The 26709-nt window shown below is 66.7% G+C and carries 19 protein-coding genes; 16 read left to right on the forward strand and 3 right to left on the reverse strand.

Features of this window, described 5'->3' with window-relative positions; translation table 11 throughout:
• Window positions 1-232 precede the first annotated feature (232 nt).
• The 10 genes from HWX25_RS26280 to HWX25_RS26325 all read left to right on the forward strand — a co-directional run bounded on the left by HWX25_RS26280 (window position 233) and on the right by HWX25_RS26325 (window position 15034).
• Window positions 233-1183: a sugar ABC transporter substrate-binding protein gene (locus HWX25_RS26280; protein ID WP_175911324.1), complete on the forward strand. Its 951-nt coding sequence runs from the start codon at window positions 233-235 to the stop codon at window positions 1181-1183.
• 139 nt (window positions 1184-1322) lie between these two features.
• Window positions 1323-2936 carry a sugar ABC transporter ATP-binding protein gene (locus HWX25_RS26285; RefSeq protein WP_175911326.1) on the forward strand — a complete coding sequence of 538 codons (1614 nt, stop codon included), beginning with the start codon at window positions 1323-1325 and terminating at the stop codon, window positions 2934-2936.
• The gene (locus tag HWX25_RS26290; protein WP_059524466.1) at window positions 2933-3952 is read left to right on the forward strand and encodes an ABC transporter permease; all 1020 of its coding nucleotides are present in this window, start codon (window positions 2933-2935) and stop codon (window positions 3950-3952) included. Before HWX25_RS26285 ends, HWX25_RS26290 begins: the two co-directional genes overlap by 4 nt.
• 38 nt (window positions 3953-3990) lie before the next feature.
• Window positions 3991-5022, forward strand: a complete 1032-nt coding sequence (locus HWX25_RS26295) for a LacI family DNA-binding transcriptional regulator (protein WP_175911328.1) — start codon at window positions 3991-3993, stop codon at window positions 5020-5022.
• Window positions 5019-5948: a ribokinase gene (gene rbsK, locus HWX25_RS26300; protein ID WP_175911330.1), complete on the forward strand. Its 930-nt coding sequence runs from the start codon at window positions 5019-5021 to the stop codon at window positions 5946-5948. The genes HWX25_RS26295 and rbsK overlap by 4 nt, the downstream gene beginning before the upstream one ends.
• A 277-nt stretch (window positions 5949-6225) precedes the next feature.
• Window positions 6226-7992, forward strand: a complete 1767-nt coding sequence (locus HWX25_RS26305) for a methyl-accepting chemotaxis protein (protein WP_175911332.1) — start codon at window positions 6226-6228, stop codon at window positions 7990-7992.
• A gap of 509 nt (window positions 7993-8501) precedes the next feature.
• Window positions 8502-10424, forward strand: coding sequence for a PrkA family serine protein kinase (locus tag HWX25_RS26310; protein WP_059524460.1), 1923 nt, complete (start codon window positions 8502-8504; stop codon window positions 10422-10424).
• Window positions 10425-10549: 125 nt separating this feature from the next.
• Window positions 10550-11818 (forward strand): YeaH/YhbH family protein, encoded by a 1269-nt coding sequence (locus HWX25_RS26315; RefSeq protein WP_059524458.1) that lies wholly within the window; start codon window positions 10550-10552, stop codon window positions 11816-11818.
• Window positions 11815-13494, forward strand: coding sequence for a SpoVR family protein (locus HWX25_RS26320; protein ID WP_059691750.1), 1680 nt, complete (start codon window positions 11815-11817; stop codon window positions 13492-13494). The genes HWX25_RS26315 and HWX25_RS26320 overlap by 4 nt, the downstream gene beginning before the upstream one ends.
• Window positions 13495-13729: 235 nt before the next feature.
• Window positions 13730-15034 carry an MFS family transporter gene (locus tag HWX25_RS26325; protein WP_175911334.1) on the forward strand — a complete coding sequence of 435 codons (1305 nt, stop codon included), beginning with the start codon at window positions 13730-13732 and terminating at the stop codon, window positions 15032-15034.
• 299 nt (window positions 15035-15333) lie between these two features.
• On the opposite strand, the gene HWX25_RS26330 is transcribed toward HWX25_RS26325, so the two are convergent.
• Entirely contained in the window at window positions 15334-15492 is a 159-nt protein-coding gene (locus HWX25_RS26330; RefSeq protein ID WP_159085655.1) for a hypothetical protein, read from the reverse strand.
• Here HWX25_RS26330 and HWX25_RS26335 point away from each other — a divergent pair.
• The 3 genes from HWX25_RS26335 to HWX25_RS26345 all read left to right on the forward strand — a co-directional run bounded on the left by HWX25_RS26335 (window position 15491) and on the right by HWX25_RS26345 (window position 17860).
• Entirely contained in the window at window positions 15491-16306 is an 816-nt protein-coding gene (locus HWX25_RS26335; RefSeq protein WP_175911337.1) for an ABC transporter substrate-binding protein, read from the forward strand. The genes HWX25_RS26330 and HWX25_RS26335 overlap by 2 nt on opposite strands.
• A gap of 106 nt (window positions 16307-16412) precedes the next feature.
• Entirely contained in the window at window positions 16413-17135 is a 723-nt protein-coding gene (locus tag HWX25_RS26340; protein WP_175911339.1) for an amino acid ABC transporter permease, read from the forward strand.
• Window positions 17136-17137: 2 nt separating this feature from the next.
• On the forward strand, window positions 17138-17860 hold the full coding sequence (locus tag HWX25_RS26345; protein WP_175911341.1) for an amino acid ABC transporter permease: 723 nt from the start codon (window positions 17138-17140) through the stop codon (window positions 17858-17860).
• A 110-nt stretch (window positions 17861-17970) separates the two neighbouring features.
• Here the strand turns inward: HWX25_RS26345 and HWX25_RS26350 are convergent, their stop codons facing one another.
• Window positions 17971-19236 (reverse strand): M23 family metallopeptidase, encoded by a 1266-nt coding sequence (locus HWX25_RS26350; RefSeq protein WP_244138795.1) that lies wholly within the window; start codon window positions 19234-19236, stop codon window positions 17971-17973.
• A 323-nt stretch (window positions 19237-19559) separates the two neighbouring features.
• The gene (locus HWX25_RS26355) at window positions 19560-20225 is read right to left on the reverse strand and encodes a TetR family transcriptional regulator (RefSeq protein WP_175911346.1); all 666 of its coding nucleotides are present in this window, start codon (window positions 20223-20225) and stop codon (window positions 19560-19562) included.
• A gap of 150 nt (window positions 20226-20375) precedes the next feature.
• On the opposite strand from HWX25_RS26355, the gene HWX25_RS26360 reads away from it, so the two are divergent.
• From HWX25_RS26360 to HWX25_RS26370, 3 genes are read left to right on the forward strand one after another with little or no spacing between them, the layout of a single operon-like run.
• On the forward strand, window positions 20376-21563 hold the full coding sequence (locus tag HWX25_RS26360; RefSeq protein ID WP_175911348.1) for a MexX/AxyX family multidrug efflux RND transporter periplasmic adaptor subunit: 1188 nt from the start codon (window positions 20376-20378) through the stop codon (window positions 21561-21563).
• Between the two features lie 19 nt (window positions 21564-21582).
• Window positions 21583-24720, forward strand: coding sequence for a multidrug efflux RND transporter permease subunit (locus HWX25_RS26365; RefSeq protein WP_175911350.1), 3138 nt, complete (start codon window positions 21583-21585; stop codon window positions 24718-24720).
• Window positions 24717-26183, forward strand: coding sequence for an efflux transporter outer membrane subunit (locus HWX25_RS26370; RefSeq protein WP_175911352.1), 1467 nt, complete (start codon window positions 24717-24719; stop codon window positions 26181-26183). The genes HWX25_RS26365 and HWX25_RS26370 overlap by 4 nt, the downstream gene beginning before the upstream one ends.
• The last annotated feature ends 526 nt before the right edge of the window (window positions 26184-26709 follow it).

Genomic DNA, 26709 nt, shown 5'->3' on the forward strand with positions numbered 1-26709 from the left:
CGGGTTGCGCGTCGACCCGAAACGGTACAGCATAGCCTTCACTCCGCCGGCGTCCCCGCCGGCGGTGGCGCGTCGACGACAGCACGCGCCAGGCAGTCGGCCGTCTGCCCCGCTTCCATTCCGTGGTACCGACAAGCAGCATCGATGGCCAATGCCCGGGTAGTGTGGCGCAAACGTTTGCTCACATTAAAACAACAGTCCGGCCCTTTGGGCCAGTCGCCAGGAGATGTGTATGAATGTCCGCTTTCGCCGTCGCTTCCTGACCGCCGCGCTTGCCGCCGTCGCGGTCATCGCCGCACCGGTCGTCCATGCCCAATCGGCAGGCAAGCCGAAGGTCGCGCTCGTGATGAAGTCGCTCGCCAACGAGTTCTTCCTGACGATGGAAAACGGCGCGAAGGAATACCAGAAGCACAACGCCGGCCAGTTCGACCTGATCACGAACGGGATCAAGGACGAGACCGACACCGCGAACCAGATCCGCATCGTCGAGCAGATGATCGTGTCGAAGGTCGATGCGATCGTGCTCGCGCCGGCCGATTCGAAGGCGCTCGTGCCGGTCGTGAAGAAGGCGGTCGACGCGGGCATCATCGTCGTGAACATCGACAACCGGCTCGATCCCGACGTGCTGAAGTCGAAGAACCTGAACGTGCCGTTCGTCGGCCCCGACAACCGCAAGGGCGCGCGCAAGATCGGCGACTACCTCGCGAAGCGGCTGAAGGCGGGCGACCAGGTCGGCATCATCGAAGGCGTGTCGACGACGACCAACGCGCAGCAGCGCACGGCCGGCTTCCAGGATGCGATGAAGGCGGGCGGGATGAAGGTCGTGTCGGTGCAGTCGGGCGAATGGGAGATCGACAAGGGCAATGCGGTCGCGTCCGCGATGCTGAACGAATACCCGAACCTTCGGGCGCTGCTGTGCGGCAACGACAACATGGCGATCGGCGCCGTGTCGGCCGTGCGGGCGGCGGGCAAGCAGGGCAAGGTGCTCGTGGTCGGCTACGACAACATCAACGCGATCAAGCCGATGCTGAAGGACGGCCGGGTGATCGCGACCGCCGACCAGTACGCGGCGAAGCAGGCCGTGTTCGGCATCGACACGGCGCTCAAGGCGATCGCCGAGCATCGCAAGCAGGCCGACATGACCGGCGTGGTCGAGACGCCGGTGGATCTCGTGACGAAGTAACGCCACGCCGCCACGGCCGCCGCGCTCAAGAATCCGGGCCGGCGGCCGTTATCCGGAGTTAGCGCGATCACGGCCACTGCAAGCACTTGTGAGCGTCATACCCGCGCGCCGCGTGCGCGCGGCCGCAACCAGGATCGCGATGGAACCGACCTTCCAACCCTCCCGTTCAGCCGTTCCCGTGCTGTCCGTCTCCGGCGTGGGCAAGACCTACGCCGAACCCGTGCTCGCCGACGTCACGCTGACGCTCGCGCCGGGTGAGGCGCTCGCGCTGACGGGCGAGAACGGCGCAGGAAAGAGCACGTTGTCGAAGATCATCGGCGGGCTCGTCGACCCGACGACCGGCACGATGCAGCTCGGCGGCCAGGCGTATGCGCCGGCGAGCCGCACGCAGGCCGAGGCGCTCGGCGTGCGCATGGTGATGCAGGAGCTGAACCTGCTGCCGACGCTGACGGTCGCCGAAAACCTGTTTCTGAACCGTCTGCCGCGACGCTTCGGCATCATCGATCGCGCGCGGTTGCGCGACGACGCGCGTGCCGCGATGGCGCAGGTCGGGCTCGACGCGGTCGACCCCGATACGCCGGTCGGCGCGCTCGGCATCGGCCACCAGCAGATGGTCGAGATCGCGCGCAACCTGATCGGCGACTGTCGTGTGCTGATCCTCGACGAGCCGACCGCGATGCTGACCGCGCGCGAGGTCGAACTGCTGTTCGAGCAGATCGACCGGCTGAAGGCGCGCGGCGTGGCGATCGTCTACATCTCGCACCGGCTCGAGGAGCTCGCGCGCGTCGCCGAGCGCGTCGCGGTGCTGCGCGACGGACGGCTCGTGCATGTCGGCGACATGGCCGCGACGACGTCCGACGGGCTCGTCACGCTGATGGTCGGTCGCGAGCTCGGCGAGCACATCGATCTCGGCGTGCGCCATATCGGCGCGCCGCGACTCGTCGTGTCGGGCATGACGCGCGGCACGGCCGTGCAGGACGTGTCGCTCGAAGTGCGCTCGGGCGAGATCTTCGGCATCTCCGGGCTGATCGGCGCGGGGCGCACCGAGCTGCTGCGGCTGATTTACGGCGCGGATACGCCGGACGCCGGGATGATCGCGGTCGGCGATCCGCTGAAACCGGCGCACATCGGCTCGCCCGTCGACGCGGTGAAGCACGGCATCGCACTGATCACCGAGGACCGCAAGGGCGAAGGGCTGCTGCTGTCGCAGTCGGTCACGTCGAACGTCTCGCTCGGCCAGCTCGACCGGCTCGCGCGCGGCGGCATCGTCGATACGACGCGCGAGACGGCGCTCGCCGAGCGGCAGATCGACGCGTTGCGGATCCGCACGCACGGCGCCGCGCAGGCGGTCGGCGAACTGTCGGGCGGCAACCAGCAGAAGGTCGTGATCGGCCGCTGGCTCGCGCGCGACATGGGCGTGCTGCTGTTCGACGAACCGACCCGCGGGATCGACGTCGGCGCCAAGTTCGAGATCTATACGCTGATGGGCGCGCTCGCCCGCGAGGGCCGTGCGCTGGTGGTCGTATCGAGCGACCTGCGCGAGCTGATGCTGATCTGCGACCGGATCGGCGTGATGTCGGCCGGCCGCATGACCGCCGTGTTCGAACGCGGCAACTGGACCCAGGATGCGCTGCTGGCCGCGGCGTTCGCCGGCTTCGGCCGCGAAGCGCTGCCGGACGGCGTGCGGCATCCGGATGCGGAAGGCGCGCCGCGCGCGGCTTCCGGCACTTCGACCACAGGACAACAGCAATGACCCAGCCTCCCGTATCCCCGAGCGACGCAGGCGCGCAGCAGACCGTGACGGGGCGCCGCGCGCGCACGCTGTCCGGCACACGGCTCGGTGTATCGAACTATCTCGGGCTCGCCGGCGCGCTCGCCGCGATGATCGCGCTGTTTTCGGCGCTGAGTTCGCATTTCCTGACCTACGATACGTTCAGTACGATCGCGAACCAGATCCCCGATCTCGTCGTGATGTCGGTCGGGATGACCTTCGTGCTGATCATCGCCGGCATCGACCTGTCGGTCGGCTCGGTGCTCGCGCTGGCCGCGTCGATGGTCAGCGTGGCCGCGCTGAAATGGCAGTGGGGGCCGCTGCCGGCCGCGCTGATCGGGATCGCGGTCGCGACCGCGACGGGCTCGCTGACGGGCGCGATCACGGTCGGCTGGCGGATTCCGTCGTTCATCGTGTCGCTCGGCGTGCTCGAGGCCGCGCGCGGCGTCGCATACCAGCTGACGAATTCGCGCACGGCCTACATCGGCGACGCGTTCGATTTCCTGTCGAACCCGATCGCGCTCGGCATCTCGCCGGCGTTCCTGATCGCGGTCGCGGTGATGATCGCGGCACAGTTCGTCCTGACGCGCACCGTATTCGGACGCTATCTCGTCGGGATCGGCACGAACGAAGAGGCGGTACGGCTTGCCGGGGTTAACCCGCGTCCGTATAAAATCGTCGTATTCGCACTGATGGGCGCGCTCGCGGGGCTCGCGTCGCTGTTCCAGATCTCGCGGCTCGAGGCCGCTGATCCGAACGCGGGCGCGGGCGTCGAGCTGCAGGTGATCGCAGCCGTCGTGATCGGCGGCACGAGCCTGATGGGCGGGCGCGGTTCGGTGATCAGTACGTTCTTCGGCGTGTTGATCATCTCCGTGCTGGCCGCGGGGCTGGCGCAGATCGGCGCGAACGAGCCGACCAAACGGATCATCACCGGGGCGGTGATCGTGGTCGCGGTCGTGCTCGACACGTATCGCAGCCGGCGCGCGCGCGCCCGGTAGAACTACTACACGGAAAGCAGACCAGAGAGAAACGGGAAATGGCGACGATCAAGGATGTGGCAGCCATGGCGGGCGTGTCGTTTACGACCGTCTCGCACGTGGTGAACAATTCGCGGCCGGTGTCCGCGGATGTGCGTGCGAAGGTCGAGGGCGCGATCCGCGAGCTGAATTACGTGCCATCGGCCGTGGCGCGCTCGCTGAAGGCGCGCTCGACGGCGACCATCGGCCTCGTCGTGCCGAACAGCACGAATCCGTACTTCGCGGAGCTTGCGCGCGGCATCGAGGACCAGTGCGCGGCCAACGGCTATTGCGTGTTCTTCTGCAACTCGGACGACGATCCCGTGAAGCAGCGCAACTACCTGCGCGTGCTGCAGGAAAAGCGCATCGACGGGCTGATCGTCGCGTCGGCCGGCGAGGACACGGTGCTCGCGCAGACGCTTGCGGACGCGCATGCGCCGCTCGTCGTCGTCGACCGCAACATCGAGGGGCTCGCGGCCGACCTCGTGCAGATCGACCACGAACGCGGTGCCTACCTGGCGACGCGTCACCTGCTCGAACTCGGGCACGCGAAGATCGGCTGCATCACCGGGCCGACCGATACGGCGGTCAGCGCAATGCGCGTGCACGGCTTCATCCGTGCGATGGCCGAGCGCGGCATCGACATCGTGCCGGGCGCGATCGCGGAAAGCGATTTTTCGTGCCTCGGCGGTTACCACGCGGCATCCCGGCTGTTCGAGTCGGTGCATCCCAGCGCGATTTTCGCGGGCAACGACCTGATGGGCGTCGGCGCGCTGCGCGCGGCGGCCGAGCGCGGCATGCGCGTGCCGGACGACTGCTCGATCATCGGCTTCGACGACATCGAATTCTCCCGCTACACGTATCCGGCGCTGTCGACGGTCGGCCAGTCGGTGCGCGCGCTCGGCGAAATGGCCGCGCAGACGCTGATCGAGCGGATCGGCGGCGGTTCGACGGCCGCGCCGAGCCGTCGTCGCGTCGTGTCGCCGCGCCTCGTGCTGCGTGAATCGACGGCGATCTACCGCGAGCCGGCCGCACCGGGCGGTCGCCCATGACGGCGCGTGCGGCGGGCGCCGGCCGCGTGACGGTGGTCGGCAGCCTCAACATGGATCTCGTCGTACGGGCGCCGCGGCTGCCGCTGCCGGGCGAAACGCTTGCCGGCCATGCGTACGCGCAGGCCGCGGGCGGCAAGGGCGGCAACCAGGCCGTCGCGGCGGCGCGGCTCGGCGCGCAGGTCGTGATGATCGGCTGCGTCGGCGCGGATGCGCACGGTACCGCGCTGCGGGCCGGCCTCGAGGCCGAAGGCATCGACTGCTCGCGGCTCGCGACGAGCGCGACGGCGTCGACCGGTGTCGCGCTGATCGTCGTCGACGACGCGAGCCAGAACGCGATCGTGATCGTCGCGGGCGGCAACGGCGAAGTGACGACCGATACGGTGGCGCGGCACGAGGCCGCGCTTGCCGCGACCGACGTGCTGATCTGCCAGCTCGAGACGCCGCCGGGCGCCGTGTTCGCGGCGCTGTCGGCCGGGCGGCGGCTCGGCCGCACCGTGGTGCTCAATCCGGCGCCGGCCGTGGCGCCGCTGCCGGACGGCTGGCTGCCGCTGGTCGATTACCTGATCCCGAACGAAGTGGAAGCAGCCGCGCTGACCGGGCTGCCGGTGCGCAATCCGGCCGAGGCGGAAGCCGCAGCGCGTGCGCTGCACGCGGCCGGCGCGCGCAACGTGCTGATCACGCTCGGCGCGCGCGGCGTGTTCGCGCTGACGGCCGACGGCGCGGCGCGCCATTATCCGGCACCCGTCGTCAAGGCAGTCGACACGACCGCGGCCGGCGATACCTTCATCGGCGGTTTCGCCGCGCGGCTCGCGGCGGGCGAGGCCATCGACACGGCCATCCGCTTCGCGCAACGTGCGGCGGCGCTGTCGGTCACGCGCGCAGGCGCGCAGCCGTCGATTCCTACCCTCGCCGAACTGGCCGAATAGGGCTGGATCGCGCATCCCGGCCGGCGCATGCGGAAGCAGGCGCCGGCCATTTTCCCCCGATTGCCCGATCGAGATGCCTGCCACGCGCTTTCGCGAGGCGGGCCTGCGATGCTTCGACCCAATTGTTCAGAAATCTGTAATGAACTAACGAATTGCTGAAAAAAATGACGTGAATACCATCAAGCTGCGCAACATCCGGTCGTAAATACATCAAGACGAAACGCTGTTTCGAAAAATGGGCCTTGCCCGTTCATGACGACGCAATACAGGAACAATGATGGTGATCGGAAACCTGACGATACGTGCACGCATCGGTTTGACGATGGCATTTCTCGCGATACTGCTGGGGGTGATCGGCGTGCTGGGCGTGTACGGGATGACGCGTTCGAACGACGCGACGCGCGAGATTTTCACGAACCAGATGCCGAGCGCGGTCGACGTGGCCGTGGCCGAAATGTACGCGGCGCGCGAGCGCCTGGCGCTCGATCGCGCCGCGCTGCTGGTGGGGACGCCGGAATCGGCTGCGGCGGTGGAGCGTAGCCGCGCGATGCGCGCACAGTCCGATGTGTGGTGGAAAAAGTACCTTGCGCTGCCGCGCGATGCGGACGAGGATCGTCTCGCGCAGGACGTCGCCGCGAAGCGGCAGGCGCTACAGCGCGGTTGCGACGCGTTCGGCGGCCTTGTCGCGACGGGCGACCACGACCGGATCGGCGAAGGCGCCAAGCAACTCCAGACGCTTTACAACGATCTCTCGGTGGCGAGCGAGGCGCTGCGCAATTTCCAGTTCAGCGCCGGGCAGTCGAGCTTCGATCATTCGGAAGCGACGTTCGATACGCTGCGCGTGGTGTCGATCGTGCTGCTGGCGGCTGGTCTGGTTGCTGCGGTGCTGTCGTGGTTGACGCTCAGCCGTGCGATCGGCCGCCCGCTCGCGGACGCGCTCGCGCATTTCGACGCGATCGCCGCGGGCGACCTGCGCCGCTCGATCGTGGTGCAGCGGCGCGACGAAATGGGCCAGCTCCTCGACGGTCTCGCGAAGATGCAGCGCGGGCTGGTCGACACGGTGCGCACCGTGCGCGGCGGCAGCGAGTCGATCGCGACCGCGGCGCGCCAGATCGCCGCCGGCAACATCGACCTGTCGTCGCGCACGGAAGAACAGGCGTCCGCGCTGCAGGAAACCGCGTCGAGCATGGAGCAGCTGACCGGCACCGTGAAGCAGAACGCGGACAATGCGCGGCAAGCAAGCTCGCTGGCCGCGAACGCGTCGGAGATTGCAAACAAGGGTAATACGGTGGTCGGCCAGGTGGTCGGCACGATGGGCGAGATCAACGACAGCTCGGCGAAGATCGCGGACATCATCGCGATCATCGAGGGAATCGCGTTCCAGACCAACATCCTGGCGCTGAACGCGGCGGTCGAAGCCGCGCGCGCCGGCGAGGAAGGCCGCGGCTTCGCGGTCGTCGCGGGCGAGGTGCGCAGCCTCGCGCAGCGTTCGTCGAGTGCGGCCAAGGAGATCAAGGCGCTGATCGACGCGTCGGTGGAGCGCATCCGGACGGGCTCGACGCTGGTCGACGAAGCCGGCCGCACCATGAGCGACGTGATCAGTGCGGTGCAGCGCGTGACGGACATCATGGGCGAGATCGCGGCGGCCTCCGAGGAGCAGAGCGGCGGCATCGACCAGGTCGCGCGCGCGGTCGCGCAGATGGACGAGGTCACGCAGCAGAACGCCGCGCTCGTCGAGGAAGCGGCGGCCGCCGCGCAATCGCTCGACGAGCAGGCCGCGCGCCTGCGCGAAACGGCGTCGGTGTTCCGGATCGACGACGATGCGGCGAAGCCGGCAGCCGCCGTTGCGCGTCAGGCGCCGCGCGCGGTGGCCGCGCCGGCAGTCGTGCCGTCCGTCGTGCCTGTTTCGCCACCCGCACCGGCCGCGGCGCGCAACGATCGCGACGCTGCGCCGAAGCGCCCCGCGCCGGCTCGCAAGCCGGCGGCCGCTGCACCCGCACCGGTGGCTGCGTCTGCCGGCGCCGACGACTGGGAAACGTTCTGAGTCGCGCGCACCGCGCATCTATCCCCATTTGGCAGCACACGACGCCCGCGACATGCGGGCGTCGTCGTTTCGGCGACCGGTGAAATGTGACAGCGCGCGTGAACGTGCGTGCGTCGCCGCGCGTTGCATGTGCGCATCCGCGCTACGGGTATCTCCGGACGATGGGAGAAAAATTTGTAACGGTGCGCGCAGCGTGTCGTCGAAAACGTCTGCTCGAACGTCTAGGGATGAAGGGGAGAGTGAAGGGCGCGGCGACGACGGCGGAGGCATCCAACGCACGAGACGTTCCGATGCTCGACGAGACGCGGAGGATGCAGTTTCTGCGGCTCGGGAGATCGATTGTAAAGCGTCGAAATGCGTTGTCCAAGCGGTGTTGTCGAGAATGACGAACTTCATACGAAGAGTTCGTGAAAAAAAATAAGAAAGGGTTTAGGATGAATTCGAACGCGCTTGCTTCTGCGCAGTCATAGAAGGCAGGCACGTCTTCAGACTCAGGCGAGGGAGGTAGCATGGATATTTACAGCAGCTTCGCGAACCGCTTCGAAAAAACGCGAGAGGAAGAGTTCTCGCTGGAGGAGTACCTCGCGCTCTGCAAGAACGATCCGTCAGCGTACGCCACGGCTGGCGAACGCATGCTGGCTGCAATCGGGGAACCGGAACAAGTCGATACCCGCAACGACCCGCGCCTGTCGCGGATCTTCGCGAACAAGGTTATCAAGGTCTATCCCGCGTTCCGTGAGTTCTACGGAATGGAGGAAGTGATCGAGCAGGTGGTCGCGTACTTCCGCCACGCTGCGCAAGGGCTCGAAGAAAAGAAGCAGATTCTCTACCTGCTCGGGCCGGTGGGCGGCGGCAAGTCGTCGATCGCCGAGCGTCTGAAGCAACTGATGGAGCGCGTGCCGTTCTATGCGCTGAAGGGTTCGCCCGTCAACGAATCGCCGCTCGGGCTGTTCGACTACGACGAGGACGGCCCGATCCTCGAAGAGCAATACGGCATTCCGCGCCGCTACCTGAAGAGCATCCTGAGTCCGTGGGCCGTCAAGCGCCTGCACGAATACAACGGCGACATCCGCCAGTTCCGCGTGGTGCGCCGCTTTCCGTCGATCCTTCGGCAGATCGGCATCGCGAAGACGGAGCCTGGCGACGAAAACAACCAGGACATCTCGTCGCTCGTCGGCAAGGTCGACATCCGCAAGCTCGAACAGTACGCGCAGGACGATGCCGATGCGTACAGCTATTCGGGCGGCCTGTGCCTGGCGAACCAGGGCCTGCTCGAATTCGTCGAAATGTTCAAGGCGCCGATCAAGGTGCTGCATCCGCTCCTGACTGCAACGCAGGAAGGTAACTTCAAGGGCACCGAAGGATTCGGCGCGATTCCGTTTGACGGCGTGATCCTCGCGCACTCGAACGAGTCGGAGTGGAAGGCATTCCGCAACAACCGCAACAACGAGGCACTGCTCGACCGGATCTTCGTCGTGAAGGTGCCGTACTGCCTGCGCGTGTCGGAAGAGACGAAGATCTACGAGAAGCTGATCCGCAATTCGTCGCTGGCCGAAGCCGTGTGCGCGCCGGGCACGCTGAAGATGATGTCGCAGTTCTCGGTGCTGTCGCGCCTGCACGAGCCGGAGAATTCGAGCCTGTTCTCGAAGATGCAGGTGTATGACGGCGAAAACCTGAAGGACACCGATCCGAAGGCGAAGTCGTATCAGGAGTATCGCGATTACGCCGGCGTGGACGAAGGGATGACGGGCGTGTCGACACGCTTCGCGTTCAAGATCCTGTCGCGCGTGTTCAACTTCGATTCGAGCGAGGTCGCGGCGAACCCCGTGCACCTGATGTACGTGCTCGAACAGCAGATCGAACGCGAGCAGTTCCCGCCGGAGACCGAGCAGAAATACCTGTCGTTCGTGAAGGACGTGCTCGCGTCGCGCTATGCGGACTTCATCGGCAAGGAGATCCAGACGGCTTACCTCGAATCGTATTCGGAGTACGGGCAGAACATCTTCGATCGCTACGTCACGTATGCGGACTTCTGGATCCAGGATCAGGAATTCCGCGATCACGACACGGGCGAGAGCTTCGACCGCGCCGCGCTGAATGCGGAACTGGAGAAGATCGAGAAGCCGGCCGGGATCAGCAATCCGAAGGATTACCGCAACGAGATCGTGAACTTCGTGTTGCGCGCGCGGGCGGCGAACGCCGGGAAGAACCCCGTGTGGACGAGCTACGAGAAGTTGCGCGTCGTGATCGAGAAGAAGATGTTCTCGAATACCGAGGAACTGTTGCCGGTCATTTCGTTCAACGCGAAGGGGTCGGCGGAGGAGCAACGCAAGCATGAGGACTTTGTGAACCGGATGGTCGCGAAGGGCTATACGCCGAAGCAGGTGAGGCTGCTTTGCGACTGGTACCTGCGCGTGCGCAAGTCGTCATGACGCGCGCGGTACCGCGCCCGTACGGCGAGTCCGTACGGGCACCTTCAGAGGCGCCGCCCGCATGACGGCAGACGGCATGCGCGGCGAGTGCCCCGGCAGATCGACTTTCGAGCGGGAGACCGGGAGTGCTTCATCAAATCATCGACCGCAGGCTGGCCGGCAAGAACAAGAGCATCGCCAACCGCGAACGCTTTCTGCGTCGCGTCAAGAACTACATTCGTCGTGCCGTGTCCGACGCGGTGCGCGACCGTAGCATCAAGGATATCCAGAGCACGCAAAGCATCACGATTCCGCGCAAGGACATCGCCGAACCGAATTTCCGGCATGCGCCTGGCGGGCGTCGCGAATACGTGCACCCGGGCAACGAAGACTACGTGCGCGGCGACAAGATCCCGCGCCCGCAGGGCGGCTCGGGCGGCGGCGGCAGTCAGGCGAGCAACGAGGGCGAAGGGCAGGACGACTTCGTGTTCGAGTTGTCGCGCGACGAATTCATGCAGTATTTCTTCGACGATCTCGAACTGCCGCGCCTCGTGAAGACGCACCTGCTGACGGTGCCGAGCTGGAAGAACGTGCGCGCGGGCTGGTCGGCGGAAGGCACGCCGAACAACATCGACGTCGTGCGCTCGCTGCGCAGCGCGCTCGGCCGGCGCATCGCGCTCGGCTCTCCGCTCGTCAACGAGTTGCGCGAGCTGGAGGCGCAGCTCGAGGCGCTGAAGATCGACCCGGAAGACCGCCGCGCGGAAATCGCGACGCTCGAGGCCGAGATCCATCATCTGAAGGGGCGCATCTGGCGGATTCCGTTCATCGATCCGTTCGACCTGCGCTACATCAACCGCGTGAAGCAGCCGCAACCGTCGAGCCAGGCCGTGATGTTCTGCCTGATGGACGTGTCGGGCTCGATGGACGAGCAGCGCAAGGATCTCGCGAAGCGCTTCTTCATCCTCCTGTACCTGTTCCTGAAGCGCAACTACGAGCGCATCGAGGTCGTGTTCATCCGTCACCACACGCGTGCCGAGGAAGTCGACGAGGACACCTTCTTCCATTCGACCGAAAGCGGCGGCACCGTCGTGTCGAGCGCGCTCGAGCTGATGCGCAAGGTGATGAACGAGCGCTACTCGCCGACGGAATGGAACATCTACGGCGCGCAGGCGTCCGACGGCGACAACTGGACCGACGATTCGCCGAAGTGTCGCAAAATCCTGGAAGAGGATATCCTCACCAAGACGCGTTACTTCGCGTATATCCAGGTCGCGCCCGAAGAGCAGAACCTGTGGCTGGAGTACGCGCAGCTGGCGTTGTCGCAGCCGCATCTCGCGATGAAGAAAGTCGAATCGGCTGCGGATATTTACCCGGTGTTTCGCGAATTGTTCGAAAAGCAGGTGGAAATGTCATGACGACCCGCCATCTGCACAACGAGTCGCGCGGCTACGCGCCGCGCCCTTCCGGCGACGACACGGCCGGCCCTGCCGCATCGCAGCAAAGCGGCCGGACCGAGCCGGCGGCGCCGGCCGCCGACTTGCCCGCTGCCGGGCAGAAGGAAGCGCGTATGAACGTGGCCGAACGCAAGCCGCTGCCGTGCCCGTCCGACTGGACCTTCGAACTGCTCGAGGAATACGACACGCACATCTCGCAGGTCGCAGAGCAGTACGAGCTCGACATCTATCCGATCCAGCTCGAACTGATCAGCGCCGAGCAGATGATGGATGCGTACGCGTCGGTCGGGATGCCGGTCAACTATCGCCACTGGTCGTTCGGCAAGCACTTCCTCGCGACCGAGAAAAGCTATCGTCGCGGCCAGATGGGGCTCGCCTACGAGATCGTCATCAACTCGAATCCGTGCATCGCGTATCTGATGGAAGAGAACACGATGACGATGCAGGCGCTCGTCATCGCGCACGCGGCGTACGGGCACAACTCGTTCTTCAAGGGCAACTACCTGTTCCGGCTGTGGACCGACGCGCACGCGATCATCGATTATCTCGTGTACGCGAAGAACTATGTCGCCGAATGCGAGGAGCGCTACGGCCTCGATCGCGTCGAGGAACTGCTCGATTCGTGCCATGCGCTGATGAACTACGGCGTCGACCGCTACAAGCGGCCGCAGAAGCCGTCGCTGTCGAAGGAGGCCGCGCTGCGGCGCGAGCGCGAGGCGTATCTGCAGTCGCAGGTCAACGAGCTGTGGCGCACGCTGCCGGGCAAGAAGCCCGAGCAGATGGAGGAGCAGGAGGAACGCTATCCGCCGGAGCCGCAGGAGAACCTGCTGTATTTCGCGGAGAAGAACGCGCCGCTGCTCGAGCCGTGGGAGCGCGAAGTGATCCGCATCGTGCGCAAGATCGGCCAGTACTTTTATCCGCAGCGGCAGACGCAGGTGATGAACGAAGGCTGGGCGACGTTCTGGCACTACACGCTGCTCAATACGCTGTACAACCAGGGCAAGCTGGAAGACGGTTTCATGATGGAGTTCTTGCATTCGCACAGCAACGTGGTCTATCAGCCGCCCGTCACGAAGCCGTACTACAGCGGGATCAACCCGTATGCGCTCGGCTTCTCGATGATGAGCGACATCCGGCGGATCTGCGAGGCGCCGACGGAAGAGGACTACAAGTGGTTTCCGGAGATCGCGGGCACGCCGTGGCTGCCGGCGATGCACTACGCGATGCGGAACTTCAAGGACGAGAGCTTCATCGCGCAGTACCTGTCGCCGAACCTGATCCGCGAGATGCGGCTGTTCTCGGTGCTCGACGACGACATGCGCGATTCGCTCGAGGTATCGGCGATCCACGACGAGTCCGGCTACCAGTACGTGCGGCAGGCGCTGTCGCGTCAGTACGACATCCATCACCGCGAGCCGAACATCCAGGTATGGGCGGTGAACACGCGCGGCGACCGCAGCCTCACGCTGCGCCACTTCATGACCGACAACCGCCATCTGTCGAACGACAGCGAGGAAGTGCTCAAGCACATGGCGCGGCTCTGGCAGTTCGACGTATTCCTGGAAAGCGTCGACGAGGCCGGTACCGTGCGCAAGCGCTACGAGTGCCGCTACGTGCCGCCGGAGGTGCGTGTCTGAGCACCGAGACCGGAAATAGTTTGCACCGGACGCCAGCCTCGCGGCTGGCGTTTTCATATGACGAACGCGTGGCGCGAGAAAAATTTTCTACATCCGGACGAACCCGGAAAGCCCGTTACTTTACATTTCGCTAAAATCCCGTAGCGCCGTGCGCCGGAACCGGTGCCACGTGCGACCGCACGCGGCGGCCCCCAGCCGTCTCGCCCAGAAAGCACTAAAAGGAACAGACCAACCCATGGACGTCCAGACCGACCAAGCTGCGCTGTCCGCGCATGACACCCGGCGGCGCGTGTTCGCCATCGTCGGCGCCTCGTCGGGCAACCTCGTCGAGTGGTTCGACTTCTACATCTACTCGTTCTGCGCGCTGTACTTCGCACCGGCGTTCTTCCCGAGCGGCAACACGACGACCCAGCTGCTGAACACGGCCGGCGTGTTCGCGGCCGGCTTCCTGATGCGTCCGATCGGCGGCTGGCTGTTCGGCCGCATCGCCGACCGTCATGGCCGCCGCACGGCGATGATGATCTCGGTGCTGATGATGTGCGGCGGCTCGCTCGTGATCGCGGTGCTGCCGACCTATGCGCAGATCGGCGCGCTCGCACCGGCGCTGCTGCTGGTCGCGCGGCTGTTCCAGGGCCTGTCGGTGGGCGGCGAATACGGGACGAGCGCGACCTACATGAGCGAGGTGGCGCTGAAGGGCCGCCGGGGCTTCTTCGCGTCGTTCCAGTACGTGACGCTGATCGGCGGCCAGCTGTGCGCACTGCTCGTGCTCGTGATCCTGCAGCAGACGCTGTCGGGCGACGAGCTGAAGGCGTGGGGCTGGCGCATTCCGTTCGTGGTCGGCGCGGCGGCTGCGCTGATCTCGCTGTACCTGCGTAAATCGCTCGACGAGACGTCGACGAGCGCATCGCGCGACAAGAAGGATGCGGGCACGATCCGCGGCGTGTGGCAGCACAAGGGCGCGTTCTTCACGGTGGTCGGCTTCACGGCCGGCGGCTCGCTGATCTTCTACACGTTCACCACGTACATGCAGAAGTACCTGGTGAACACGGCCGGCATGCATGCGAAGACCGCCAGCAACGTGATGACCGTCGCGCTGCTCGTCTACATGCTGATCCAGCCGGTGTTCGGCGCGCTGTCCGACAAGATCGGCCGCCGCACGTCGATGATCCTGTTCGGCGTGTTCGCGGTGATCGGCACGGTGCCGCTGATGCACGCGCTGAAGACCGTGACGAGCCCGACGGCCGCGTTCGTGCTGATCACGATCGCGCTCGCGATCGTCAGCTTCTACACGTCGATCAGCGGCCTCATCAAGGCCGAGATGTTCCCGCCCGAAGTGCGCGCGATGGGCGTCGGCCTGTCGTATGCGGTCGCGAACGCGATCTTCGGCGGCTCGGCCGAGTACGTCGCGCTGTGGTTCAAGTCGATCGGCAGCGAGGAAACCTTCTACTGGTACGTGACGGTGCTGTGCGCGATCTCGCTGATCGTGTCGTGGCGGATGCGCGATCCGAGCAAGGAAGGGTATCTGCGTCACGAACCGTGATCGGCGGGGCAGCCTCGCGAGGCTGCCCGCATCGACCGGCAACGTGCAACGGGACGGCGCTCCGCCACACAGGCGGCGCGCCGTTTTTTTCATGCGCGCCGTCTTCGCATGGACACGCGCAAGCGCATCGCGGGACGCGCGATATCGATATCGGAATCGCTTCGTTGTCCGTCGCGTGCGATGCCTTTATTCTGAACCCGTAGTTCGTGTGACACCTCCTTGACTGGGATTCGCGCCCGCTGCGTGCAGCGGGCGTCTTTTTTTGAAGCGCGCCATGGGGCACGCAGTCTCGAGCGTCATCACGAAACCCGCAGAGCAAAGCACCAATTGTTGGTTCGGAATTGCCGCACGCGCTGATACGTTAGCGGCTTCGCGACGACACACTCCGTCGCGATGTTCCTCGAACCGGCCGTCGCGCGATCCGCGGCGGCCTTCATGAAAAACCAGGTCGTGCTCATGAAACTCCACACTCTCGCTACGTGGCTCGTCGGGGCCGCGCTCGTCACGACCGGCACGGTCGCGCACGCGGACCGCCTCGACGACATCAGGAAGGCCGGCGTGCTGCGCGTCGCGACCTTCGACAGCAATCCGCCGTTCGGTTATGTCGACGGCAAGAGCAACCACATCGTCGGCCTCGACGTCGACTATGCGAAGGCGCTGGCCGACAAGCTCGGCGTGAAGCTGCAACTGCAGCCGACCAATCCCGCGAACCGCATTCCGTTCCTGACTTCCGGCAAGGTCGATCTGGTGCTCGCGAACTTCACGATCACCGACGAGCGCGCGAAGCAGGTCGACTTCAGCATCCCGTACTTCTCGTCGGGCCAGCAGTTTCTCGCGAAGAAGGGCGTGCTGAAATCGGCCGACCAGCTGAACAGCCTGCGCGTCGGCGCGGACAAGGGCACGACGAACGAAATCACGCTGCGCGAGAAATTCCCGAAGGTGACGATCGTCGCATACGACGACACGCCGTTCGCATTCGCCGCGCTGCGCGCCGGCAACGTGCAGGCGATCACGCAGGACGGGCCGAAACTGATCGGCCTGCTCGCGAACGTGCCCGACAAACAGAACTACGAGATCCCGGCGTTCACGATCTCGAATGACTACATGGGCGTCGGCGTGCCGAAGGGCGAGACGCGCCTGCTCGGCTTCGTCAACGACACGCTGAAGGGCCTCGAGGCAAACGGCCGCGCCACGCAGATCTACGACGCGTGGTTCGGGCCGACGACGAAGACGCCGCTCACGCGCATCTTCCGCATCGGCGACAAGACCTGAGTCGCACGCCAGGTGCGCCGCGTTCCGCCGCCGGCTACGCCGGTGCGCACGGATCGCGGCGCTTTCCGTTTCTTTTCGATCGCGCGCTTCGCGCCCGCACCACGGCATGCTCGGGTTGGCTCCCAAATATCTGTCCTGGCTCTGGCAGGGCTTCCTGCTGACGCTCGGCCTCGCGGCCGCGTCGGCGCTCGCCGCGACCGTCGGCGGGCTGCTGCTCGCCGTCCTGCGGCATGCGCGCGGCAAGGTGCCGCGCACGCTGGCGGCCGGTTATGTCGTCGCGTTCCGCAACACGCCGCTGCTCGTGCAGTTGTTGTTCTGGTATTTCGGCGTCGCGTCGTTGCTGCCCGAAACGTGGGTCGCATGGCTGAACGCGCGCCATCAACTCAGCGCGGGCCCGTTCACGCTCGCGTGGCCGTCGTTCGAGTTCGTCGCGGGCTGGTTCGGGTTGAGCGCGTACACGGCCGCGTTCGTCGCCGAGGAATGCGAAGCCGGGCTGCGCGGCGTGCGCCGCGCGCAGCATGACGCGGCCGCGGCGCTCGGCCTCACGCCGATGCAGTCGCTGCGCTACGTGGTGCTGCCGCAGGCCGTGCGCATCGCGCTGCCGCCGTTGTTCGGCCAATACATGAATCTCGTGAAGAACTCGTCGCTCGCGATGGCGATCGGCGTCGCCGAGCTGTCGTATGCGTCGCGGCAGGTCGAGACGGAGACGTTCAGGACCTTCGCTGCGTTCGGTGTCGCGACCGTGCTGTACATCGTCGGGGTGGCCGCGATCGAGGCCGGCGCATATGCGGCCACGCAATGGCGTGACCGGCTCGGGGCGGGGCGCTGACGATGGACATCTCGCTGCTGCTCGACAACCTGCCGTACCTGCTCGTCGGCGCGTTCCCGGACGGCCCGCTCGGCGGTGCCGCGCTGTCGCTGGTGCTCGCGATCGCGTCGGCGATGGCGTCCGCGGTGCTGGGCGTGGCGCTCGGCGTCGCGATGGCGCTCGCGCGCGGCCCGCTGCGCGTGCTGCTGCTCGCGTTCATCGGCTTCTTCCGTGCGATTCCGGTGCTGATGCTGATCTTCTGGACGTATTTCCTGATGCCGATGCTGCTGCACATGGACGTGCCGGGGCTCGCGACGGTCGTGTGCGCGCTGGCGCTGATCGGCGGTGCCTATCTCGCGCATGCGGTGCATGCGGGCATCGTCGCGGCCGGCGACGGGCAGTGGCAGGCGGGGCTGTCGCTCGGACTCACGCGCTGGCAGACCGTGCGCTACGTGCTGCTGCCGCAGGCGATCCGGATCATGACGCCGTCGTTCGTCAACCAGTGGGTCGCGCTCGTGAAGGACACGTCGCTCGCGTATATCGTCGGCGTGCCGGAATTGTCGTTCGTCGCGACGCAGGTGAACAACCGGCTGATGGTGTATCCGGCGCCGATCTTCCTGTTCGTCGCGGCGATCTATCTCGTGTTGTGCACGTCGCTCGACGGCGCGGCGCGCTGGCTGCTGTCGCGTCGTCCGCGTGCGAAGCGCCTCGCGCGCGCGGCGGAGCGCACGGAGCCGGCGCGGTGACGGCGGGCCGCATGCGATGAATGCGACGCACGCGCGGTGATGAGGCGTGGTCGCCCGCGTCGTCGCCGCTCGAGCGGCGACGGACGTGCTGATGCTTCGGCGCGTCAGCCTCAGGACGCGCTGTAGTGCGTATCGAAGACCGCGCGCAGCGTCGACGGACCGGCCGCGAAGTCGCCCCACAGCGGGCCGTCGGTCTGCGCGAATGCGAACGGCGTCGTACTGATCGACGCGAGGCGGAAGCGCCATTGCGCCGCTTCCTGGCGGAACGCGGTGAGCTGCATGTCGGACAGCCCCGTCTGCGCGCTTGCGAGCGTGACGAGCGGATCGACCGGATCGTTCGCGACGCGCACCTCGAAGTGCAGGTGCGGCCCGGTAGCGGCGCCGGTCATCCCGACCGAGCCGAGGCGCTGGCCCTGCTTCACGGTTTCACCGGTCTTCAGCCCGCGCGCAAACGCGGACAAATGCGCGTAGTAGGTCGAATAACCGTCCGCGTGATCGACGATCACGTAGTGGCCGTAGCCGCCCGGATCGGTGCCGACGAACGACACGACGCCATCGGCCGCCGCATTGACGGGCGTGCCGGACGGCGCGGCGAGGTCGACGCCGGTATGGAACGCCATCGCCTGCGACAGCGGGTGGACGCGTTCGCCGAAGAACGAACTGATGCGCGTCCATTTGACGGGCATCGTGAACGCCGCTGCTTCGAGCGGCGCGCCATCGAGCGTGTAGTACGCGCCGTGGTCGGCGCCCGGCGCGCGGAACCAGATCGCGCCGAACGTGCGGCCCGCGACGCGCAGTTCGAGCGCGGTGAGGTGCGGCGTGCCGTTGTTGGTGTCGTACGCGACGCGGTAGTAGTCGCCGCGCTGGGCGCTGGCGCGCATCGCGACCTTGCCGGTGACGAGATCGCCGAGCTGGATGCGCACCTCGGGCGGCACGTCGAGACGGTTCAGCGTATCGGACAGCGTGAGTTCGATGTCGCCCGCGCGCATTCCGTGTTGCTGTTCGGGCGCCGCGAACTGGAACAGGTTCGTATAGCCGAGCATGTCGTTGCGATGCGCGCTGAGCGGCGCGAACAGGCCCGGCTGCAGGCTGCGCTCGCCGCGTTCATCGAGTTCGTTGCGCTCGCCGATCGTGCGCGCGAGTTCGCTCGTCACGAAATGCTGCGCGGTGGGAAACGGCGTGTCGGACAGCACGCGCTGCGGCAGCGCGGCCGTGCCCGAGTCGACGGCGCCCGGCAGTTGCGAGACGGCCGGCAGCGCGGCGGCGAGACCGAAGGCGGCGAGGGCGCCGAGCACGGCGGCCGGCACGAGCGCGCGCACGAGGCGCTGCGCGCGGCCGGGCGCGAAAGCATCAGGGGTTGCGGCAGGCTTGACCAAGGGTGTCCACATCCAGGAAAGCGGTTCAAAGAGGTGTGGGCGGGAGCCATCGGCGGCATATCCGTCGGGTGGCGACGGGGCGGGCGACGGGCGTGCAACAAAACAGGCCCCGCCAGGGGCCTGTGTCGTTTCCGTTCGACCCAACTCGCGGGCAGACCCGCTTCGAACGGCGGCGTGAACTTTCCGGGTCGCACCCGGATTATCACGAAGACGCTAAAGAAAGATGACAGCGTCAGTCTACCGATGTTCCGCGAAACGTTAAAAATTTTAAAGAGGGTCAGCGCATTCGTTTCGCACTGCGGTAAATCGGGTTAAAGCAGCATTTATTGCGCGGCTTTGGGTTCGGCTGGCAATTTTTGCGCGCGCACGCGCAACGCGGCAGATGTCCGGACGGCGTCGAAGCCCGCGTCGAGCATCGCTTCCGCGTCGGCCCACAGATTGCCGCGCAACCGGTTGGTCCAGATCATCGACGCGAACACGCCTTCGAGCAGCGACACGAGATAGACGGCCGCCAGATGCACGTCGAGATCGGCGGCGAGTTCGCCGGACGCGATCGCGCGGCGCAGCAGCGCCTTGGTGATGCGCAGCATCTGCAGTTCGAGCAGCATGCGGCGCCGCTGCAGCGCGCCGTTTTCCTCGCTTTGTTCGCACTTCGTATAGAGGATCACGAGCACGCGCTGCATCGCGCCCGGCTCGCCGCATTGCTGCAGGTAGTGCGACGCCGCGCGGCGCAGCGTGGCGAACGCGGGGAGGTTGTCGACCGCGTCGAAGCCTTCCGACGTGCGCGCGAACGCGCGGTCGCACATCGCGAGACACACTTCCATCTTGTTGCGGTAATGGCCGTACACGGCGCCCCGCGACATTCCGGCGGCCTCGGCGAGGTCCGCCATCGCGGTTTGCGCGACGCCTTTTTCGAGCAGGACGAGCTCGGCGGCGTCGAGGATCCGGTGCTTGATGGCGAGCGATTCTTCCCGGGTCTTGCGGGCCATGTCGTGAATTTCCTTACAGTTCGCTGTCGTTTTATTGAGACAGTAAGGCGGCCCGATTGCAACCGCCTGTATTTAATCAGTCGTGACTGATTATAATCGGCCACCCTGAGCCGCCGCATTGTATCGGCGGCGAACGATCCGAGGTCATACATGAATAACAAACGCTCCCTGGGGCGCCGCCTTCGGCTGGCGTCGTTCGCGCTCGCGGCCATGCTGCTCGTGACCGGATGCGGAAAGGGCGAACAGGACAAGGCGCCGGAGGCCATTCAACGCGCGACGGTCGTCACGGTGCGTCCGACGGCCGTGCCGATGACCGTCGAATTGCCCGGCCGGCTCGACGCGTATCGGCAAGCGGAAGTGCGCGCGCGGGTCGCGGGCATCGTCACCGCGCGGACTTACGAAGAAGGCCAGGAAGTGAAGCAGGGCGCGGTGCTGTTCCGCATCGACCCCGCGCCGCTGAAGGCCGCGCGCGACGCCGCACAGGGCGCGCTCGCGAAGGCGCAGGCCGCCGCGCTCGCCGCGAGCGACAAGCGTCGCCGTTACGACGACCTGGTGCGCGACCGCGCGGTCAGCGAGCGCGATCACACGGAGGCCGTTGCCGACGACACGCAGGCGAAGGCCGGCGTCGCTTCGGCGAAGGCCGAGCTCGCCCGCGCGCAACTGCAGCTCGACTACGCGACCGTCACCGCGCCGATTTCGGGCCGCGCGCGGCGCGCGCTCGTCACCGAAGGCGCGCTCGTCGGCCAGGACCAGGCAACGCCGCTCACGACCGTCGAGCAGCTCGATCCGATCTACGTGAATTTCTCGCAGCCGGCGGCCGACGTCGATGCGTTGCGTCGCGCGGTGAAGAGCGGGCGCGCGACGGGCATCGCGCAGCATGACGTCACGGTGACGCTGCTGCGCGCCGACGGCACCGCGTATCCGCTGAAGGGCAAGCTGCTGTTCAGCGATCTCGCGGTCGACCCGACCACCGATACCGTCGCGATGCGCGCGCTGTTCCCGAATCCCGAACGCGAACTGCTGCCGGGCGCGTACGTGCGGATCGCGCTCGACGCGGCCGTCGATCAGCGCGCGATCCTCGTGCCGCGCGATGCGCTGCTGCGCACGGCCGACCGCACGTCGGTGCGCGTGGTCGGCGCGAACGGCAAGGTGCAGGACGTCGAGGTCGTCGCCGACCGGATGAGCGGACGCGACTGGCGCATCACGCGCGGCCTCGCCGGCGGCGAGCGCGTGATCGTCGACAACGCCGCGCAGTTCGCGCCCGATACCGCCGTCAAGCCCGTCGAGCAGGCAACGCCGACGAAGGCCGCGTCACAGGCGGCCGCCCGTCAAACCTGACCGGTTCACCGAGACCAACATGGCACGTTTCTTCATCGATCGCCCCGTCTTCGCGTGGGTGATCGCACTCTTCATCATGCTCGGCGGCGCGTTCGCGATACGCGCGCTGCCCGTCGCGCAGTATCCGGACATCGCGCCACCCGTCGTCAGCATTTATGCGACGTACCCGGGCGCGTCCGCGCAGGTCGTCGAGGAATCGGTGACCGCGCTGATCGAGCGCGAGATGAACGGCGCGCCGGGGCTGCTCTATACGTCCGCGACCAGCAGCGCCGGCGCGGCGTCGCTGTACCTGACGTTCAAGCAGGGCGTCAACGCCGATCTCGCGGCCGTCGAGGTGCAGAACCGGCTGAAGACGGTCGAGGCGCGGCTGCCCGAACCCGTGCGGCGCGACGGCATCCAGGTCGAGAAGGCCGCCGACAACATCCAGCTCGTCGTATCGCTGACGTCGGACGACGGCCGGATGACCGACGTGCAGCTCGGCGAATACGCATCGGCGAACGTCGTGCAGGCGCTGCGCCGCGTCGACGGTGTCGGCCGCGTGCAGTTCTGGGGCGCCGAATATGCGATGCGGATCTGGCCCGACCCGGTGAAGATGGCCGGGCACGGCCTCACTGCGTCGGATATCTCGTCGGCCGTGCGCGCGCACAACGCGCGCGTGACGATCGGCGACATCGGCCGCAGCGCGGTACCGAACAGCGCGCCGATCGCCGCGACGGTGTTCGCCGACGCGCCGCTGAAGACGCCGGCCGACTTCGGCGCGATCGCGCTGCGCACGCTGCCGGACGGCGCCGCGCTCTACCTGCGCGACGTCGCGCGCATCGAGTTCGGCGGCAACGACTACAACTATCCGTCGTACGTGAACGGCAAGGTCGCGACCGGGATGGGCATCAAGCTCGCGCCGGGCTCGAACGCGGTGGCCACCGAGAAGCGCGTGCGCGCGACGATGGACGCGCTGTCCGCGTATTTCCCGCCGGGCGTGAAATACCAGATCCCGTACGAGACGTCATCGTTCGTGCGCGTGTCGATGAACAAGGTCGTCACGACGCTGATCGAGGCCGGCGTGCTGGTGTTCCTCGTGATGTTCCTGTTCATGCAGAACCTGCGCGCGACGCTGATCCCGACGCTCGTCGTGCCGGTCGCGCTCGCGGGCACGTTCGGCGTGATGTATGCGGCCGGTTTCTCGATCAACGTGCTGACGATGTTCGGCATGGTGCTCGCGATCGGCATTCTCGTCGACGATGCGATCGTCGTCGTCGAGAACGTCGAGCGGCTGATGGTCGAGGAGGGGCTCGGGCCGTACGACGCGACCGTCAAGGCGATGACGCAGATCAGCGGCGCGATCGTCGGCATCACGGTCGTGCTGACGTCGGTGTTCGTGCCGATGGCGTTCTTCGGCGGCGCGGTGGGCAACATCTATCGGCAGTTCGCACTCGCGCTCGCGGTATCGATCGGCTTCTCGGCGTTTCTCGCGCTGTCGCTGACGCCCGCGTTGTGCGCGACGCTGCTCAAGCCGGTGTCCGGCGACCATCACGAGAAGCGCGGCTTCTTCGGCTGGTTCAACCGCTTGGTCGCACGTGCGACGCAGCGTTATGCGGCACGCGTCGGCACGATGCTGAAGAAGCCGGTGCGCTGGCTCGTCGTGTACGGCGCGTTGACGGCGGCGGCCGCGCTGATGCTCACGCAACTGCCGACCGCGTTCCTGCCCGACGAGGACCAAGGTAACTTCATGGTGATGGTGATCCGGCCGCAGGGCACGCCGCTCGCGGAAACCATGCAGAGCGTGCGCGAGGTCGAGTCGTATGTTCGCCACAACGAGCCGGCCGCGTACACGTTCGCGCTCGGCGGCTTCAACCTGTACGGCGAAGGGCCGAACGGCGGGATGATCTTCGTCACGCTGAAGAACTGGAAGGAACGCAAGGCCGGGCGCGATCACGTGCAGGCGATCGTCGCGCGCATCAACGAGCGCTTCGCGGGTGCGGCGAACACCACGGTGTTCGCGATGAACTCGCCGGCGCTGCCCGATCTCGGTTCGACGAGCGGTTTCGACTTCCGGCTGCAGAATCGCAGCGGGCTCGACTACGCGACGTTCAGTGCCGCGCGCGAGCAACTGCTCGCGGCGGGCGGCAAGGATCCGGCGCTCGCCGACCTGATGTTCGCCGGCACGCAGGACGCGCCGCAGCTCAAACTCGACATCGATCGTGCGAAGGCATTGGCGCTCGGCGTGTCGATGGAAGAGATCAACACGACGCTCGCGGTGATGTTCGGCTCCGACTACATCGGCGACTTCATGCACGGCACGCAGGTGCGCCGCGTGATCGTGCAGGCCGACGGGCTGCACCGGCTCGATCCGGACGACGTGAAGAAGCTGCGCGTGCGCAACGCGCGTGGCGAGATGGTGCCGCTTGCGGCGTTCGCGACGCTGCACTGGACGCTCGGGCCGCCGCAGCTCACGCGCTACAACGGCTATCCGTCGTTCACGATCAACGGTTCGGCCGCGCCGGGGCACAGCAGCGGCGAAGCGATGGCCGCGATCGAGCGGCTCGCCGCGAAGCTGCCGGCCGGCATCGGCCACGCGTGGTCGGGGCAGTCGTTCGAGGAGCGGCTGTCGGGCACGCAGGCGCCGATGCTGTTCGCGCTGTCGGTGCTCGTCGTGTTTCTCGCGCTCGCGGCGCTGTACGAAAGCTGGTCGATCCCGTTCGCGGTGATGCTGGTCGTGCCGCTCGGCGTGATCGGCGCGGTGCTCGGCGTCACGCTGCGCGCGATGCCGAACGACATCTATTTCAAGGTGGGGCTGATCGCGACGATCGGGTTGTCCGCGAAGAACGCGATCCTGATCGTCGAAGTCGCGAAGGATCTGGTCGCGCAGCGCATGTCGCTCGTCGACGCCGCGCTCGAGGCCGCGCGCCTGCGGCTGCGGCCGATCGTGATGACGTCGCTCGCGTTCGGCGTCGGCGTGCTGCCGCTCGCGTTCGCATCGGGCGCCGCGTCCGGCGCGCAGATGGCGATCGGCACCAGCGTGCTCGGCGGCGTGATTACGGCGACGGTGCTCGCGGTGTTTCTCGTCCCGCTGTTTTTCGTGAGCGTCGGTCGTCTGTTCGACGTCGGCCCGCGCCGGCGCGGCGGATCGCAACCGGCGACGATGGAGGGTTCGCAATGACGTTTTACCTGAAGGCGTGCGCGACGCCGCGGGCTCGGGTCGCGCTGGCCGCGGCACTCGCGTTCGCGCTCGCCGGCTGCTCGCTCGCGCCGCGCTACGAGCGGCCGGCGGCGCCGGTGCCGGCCAGCTACACGCCGGTCGATGGCGACACGCCGCAGGCGGTCGAGGCGGCTGCGTCCGCCGATGCCGCGCTGCTCGACGACTGGCGCGCATATTTCACCGATCCTGCGCTGCAGGCGTGGGTCGACGCGGCGCTCGCGAACAACCGCGACCTGCGGATCGCGGCCGGCCGGCTCGACGAAGCGCACGCGCTGTACGGCGTGCAGCGCGCGGACCTGATGCCGTCGGTCGACGCGAACCTCGGCTACGAACGCACGCGCCAGTACGACCCGGTCGTGCGCGAGAGCGCGGTGAGCGGGCTGTATCGTGCGGGCGTGGGTGTCAGCGCGTACGAGCTCGACCTGTTCGGCCGCGTGCGCAACCTGTCCGACGCGGCGCTCGCCGAGTATTTCGCGACGGCCGACGCGCAGCGCACGGTGCGTATCGGCGTGATTGCCGAAGTCGCCGGCGCGTATGTTTCCGAACGGTCGTTGCGCGAGCAACTGGCGTTGGCGCAGCGCACTCTCGACGCACGCGAGCGCATCGCCGCGCTTACGCAGCGCCGCTATGCGGCCGGCACGAGCGACGCGATCGAGTTGCGTTCGGCCGAGATGCTGGTCGCATCCGCGCGTGCGTCGCAGGCCGCGCTGCAGCGCGAACATGCGCAGTCGGTGCGCGCGCTGCAATTGCTCGCCGGCGATTTTGCACGCACCGTGCCGGCCGACGGCACCGCGTTCGACACGCTCGCAATCGCGCCGGTGGCGCCCGGCGCGCCGAGCGCGCTGCTCGAACGGCGGCCGGACATCCGGCAGGCCGAGTCGCGGCTCAAGGCCGCGAACGCGCAGATCGGCGCCGCGCGCGCGGCGTTCTTCCCGCGCATCGCGCTGACGACCGATTACGGTTCGGTGAGCGATGCGTTCTCGAGCCTGTTCGCGGGCGGCACGAGCGTGTGGACGTTCGCGCCGCGCATCACGCTGCCGATCTTCGCGGGCGGCCGCAATCGCGCGAATCTCGACGTCGCGAACGCACGCAAGCACATCGCGGTCGCCGAATACGAGAAGACCGTGCAGACCGCATTCCGCGAAGTGGCCGACGCGTTCACCGCGCGCGACTGGATCGATCGCCAGCTCGCCGCGCAGCAGGACGTCTACGCGGCCGACGGCGCGCGGCTGAAGCTCGCCGAGCGCCGCTATGCGGGCGGCGTCGCGACGTATCTCGAACTGCTCGACGCGCAGCGCAGCACGTACGAGTCGGGACAGGAGCTGATCCGGCTCAAGGAGCGCAGGCTCGCGAATGCGATCGCGTTGTATCGCGCATTGGGCGGCGGGTGGGCGCCGGCATCTGCCGCGGCGGCAGCCGTGTGATGCTTCCGGCCGTGCCGGGCGGCGATGGCGCATCGCGAGATGCAGTCGCTCCCGGTTGGCATCGCCTTTGTCGGGGTACCGGCAGAGATCGCCGACGCGTGACATCCGCGCTTCGTCTTCCACGTTTTTCTCCTGGCTGTCGAGCCGAAGGCCCGCCTTCGACTCGACACGCATCCCGGCCCGAGCATGCCGGACTTCCTTCTTTCCGATCCCGACCAATCCGCTGAAAAGTCGTCTGCGCATCGTCGCGCACGTGTGCCGAATGTCGTGGTGGCGCACGGCACGACACGCGGCTTTTAATCCGGGATTGACGATTCGATTAATTCAGGTATTGCGAATAATGCAGGGCGGCAAAATGTCGCGGTAAAACGTTTGTGCGAATTGCGCAATCGTTTGCGCGAAAATTTCAGATGACGAAAATCGCTCGTTAATTTCCTGTCAGTTGAAAATCGACGATTGCTATCGTTGCGGTCGAACAACGATGGCGGGATTGGACAGAATTTTGTCTTTCCCGGCTGGCGATATT

Origin of the sequence: Burkholderia sp. BCC1640 (assembly GCF_902833125.1) — a bacterium.
In the GTDB taxonomy this organism is placed as follows: domain Bacteria; phylum Pseudomonadota; class Gammaproteobacteria; order Burkholderiales; family Burkholderiaceae; genus Burkholderia; species Burkholderia diffusa.

Excerpts from the sequence above, each read along its gene's own strand:
- HWX25_RS26305 (WP_175911332.1), top strand. The coding sequence starts at position 6,226 with ATGGTGATCGGAAACCTGACGATACGTGCACGCATCGGTTTGACGATG.
- HWX25_RS26295 (WP_175911328.1), top strand. The coding sequence starts at position 3,991 with ATGGCGACGATCAAGGATGTGGCAGCCATGGCGGGCGTGTCGTTTACG.
- HWX25_RS26345 (WP_175911341.1), top strand. The coding sequence starts at position 17,138 with ATGGACATCTCGCTGCTGCTCGACAACCTGCCGTACCTGCTCGTCGGC.
- HWX25_RS26320 (WP_059691750.1), top strand. The coding sequence starts at position 11,815 with ATGACGACCCGCCATCTGCACAACGAGTCGCGCGGCTACGCGCCGCGC.
- HWX25_RS26290 (WP_059524466.1), top strand. The coding sequence starts at position 2,933 with ATGACCCAGCCTCCCGTATCCCCGAGCGACGCAGGCGCGCAGCAGACC.
- rbsK (WP_175911330.1), top strand. The coding sequence starts at position 5,019 with ATGACGGCGCGTGCGGCGGGCGCCGGCCGCGTGACGGTGGTCGGCAGC.
- HWX25_RS26335 (WP_175911337.1), top strand. The coding sequence starts at position 15,491 with ATGAAACTCCACACTCTCGCTACGTGGCTCGTCGGGGCCGCGCTCGTC.
- HWX25_RS26310 (WP_059524460.1), top strand. The coding sequence starts at position 8,502 with ATGGATATTTACAGCAGCTTCGCGAACCGCTTCGAAAAAACGCGAGAG.
- HWX25_RS26370 (WP_175911352.1), top strand. The coding sequence starts at position 24,717 with ATGACGTTTTACCTGAAGGCGTGCGCGACGCCGCGGGCTCGGGTCGCG.
- HWX25_RS26325 (WP_175911334.1), top strand. The coding sequence starts at position 13,730 with ATGGACGTCCAGACCGACCAAGCTGCGCTGTCCGCGCATGACACCCGG.
- HWX25_RS26285 (WP_175911326.1), top strand. The coding sequence starts at position 1,323 with ATGGAACCGACCTTCCAACCCTCCCGTTCAGCCGTTCCCGTGCTGTCC.
- HWX25_RS26340 (WP_175911339.1), top strand. The coding sequence starts at position 16,413 with ATGCTCGGGTTGGCTCCCAAATATCTGTCCTGGCTCTGGCAGGGCTTC.
- HWX25_RS26360 (WP_175911348.1), top strand. The coding sequence starts at position 20,376 with ATGAATAACAAACGCTCCCTGGGGCGCCGCCTTCGGCTGGCGTCGTTC.
- HWX25_RS26330 (WP_159085655.1), bottom strand. The coding sequence starts at position 15,492 with ATGAGCACGACCTGGTTTTTCATGAAGGCCGCCGCGGATCGCGCGACG.
- HWX25_RS26280 (WP_175911324.1), top strand. The coding sequence starts at position 233 with ATGAATGTCCGCTTTCGCCGTCGCTTCCTGACCGCCGCGCTTGCCGCC.
- HWX25_RS26365 (WP_175911350.1), top strand. The coding sequence starts at position 21,583 with ATGGCACGTTTCTTCATCGATCGCCCCGTCTTCGCGTGGGTGATCGCA.
- HWX25_RS26355 (WP_175911346.1), bottom strand. The coding sequence starts at position 20,225 with ATGGCCCGCAAGACCCGGGAAGAATCGCTCGCCATCAAGCACCGGATC.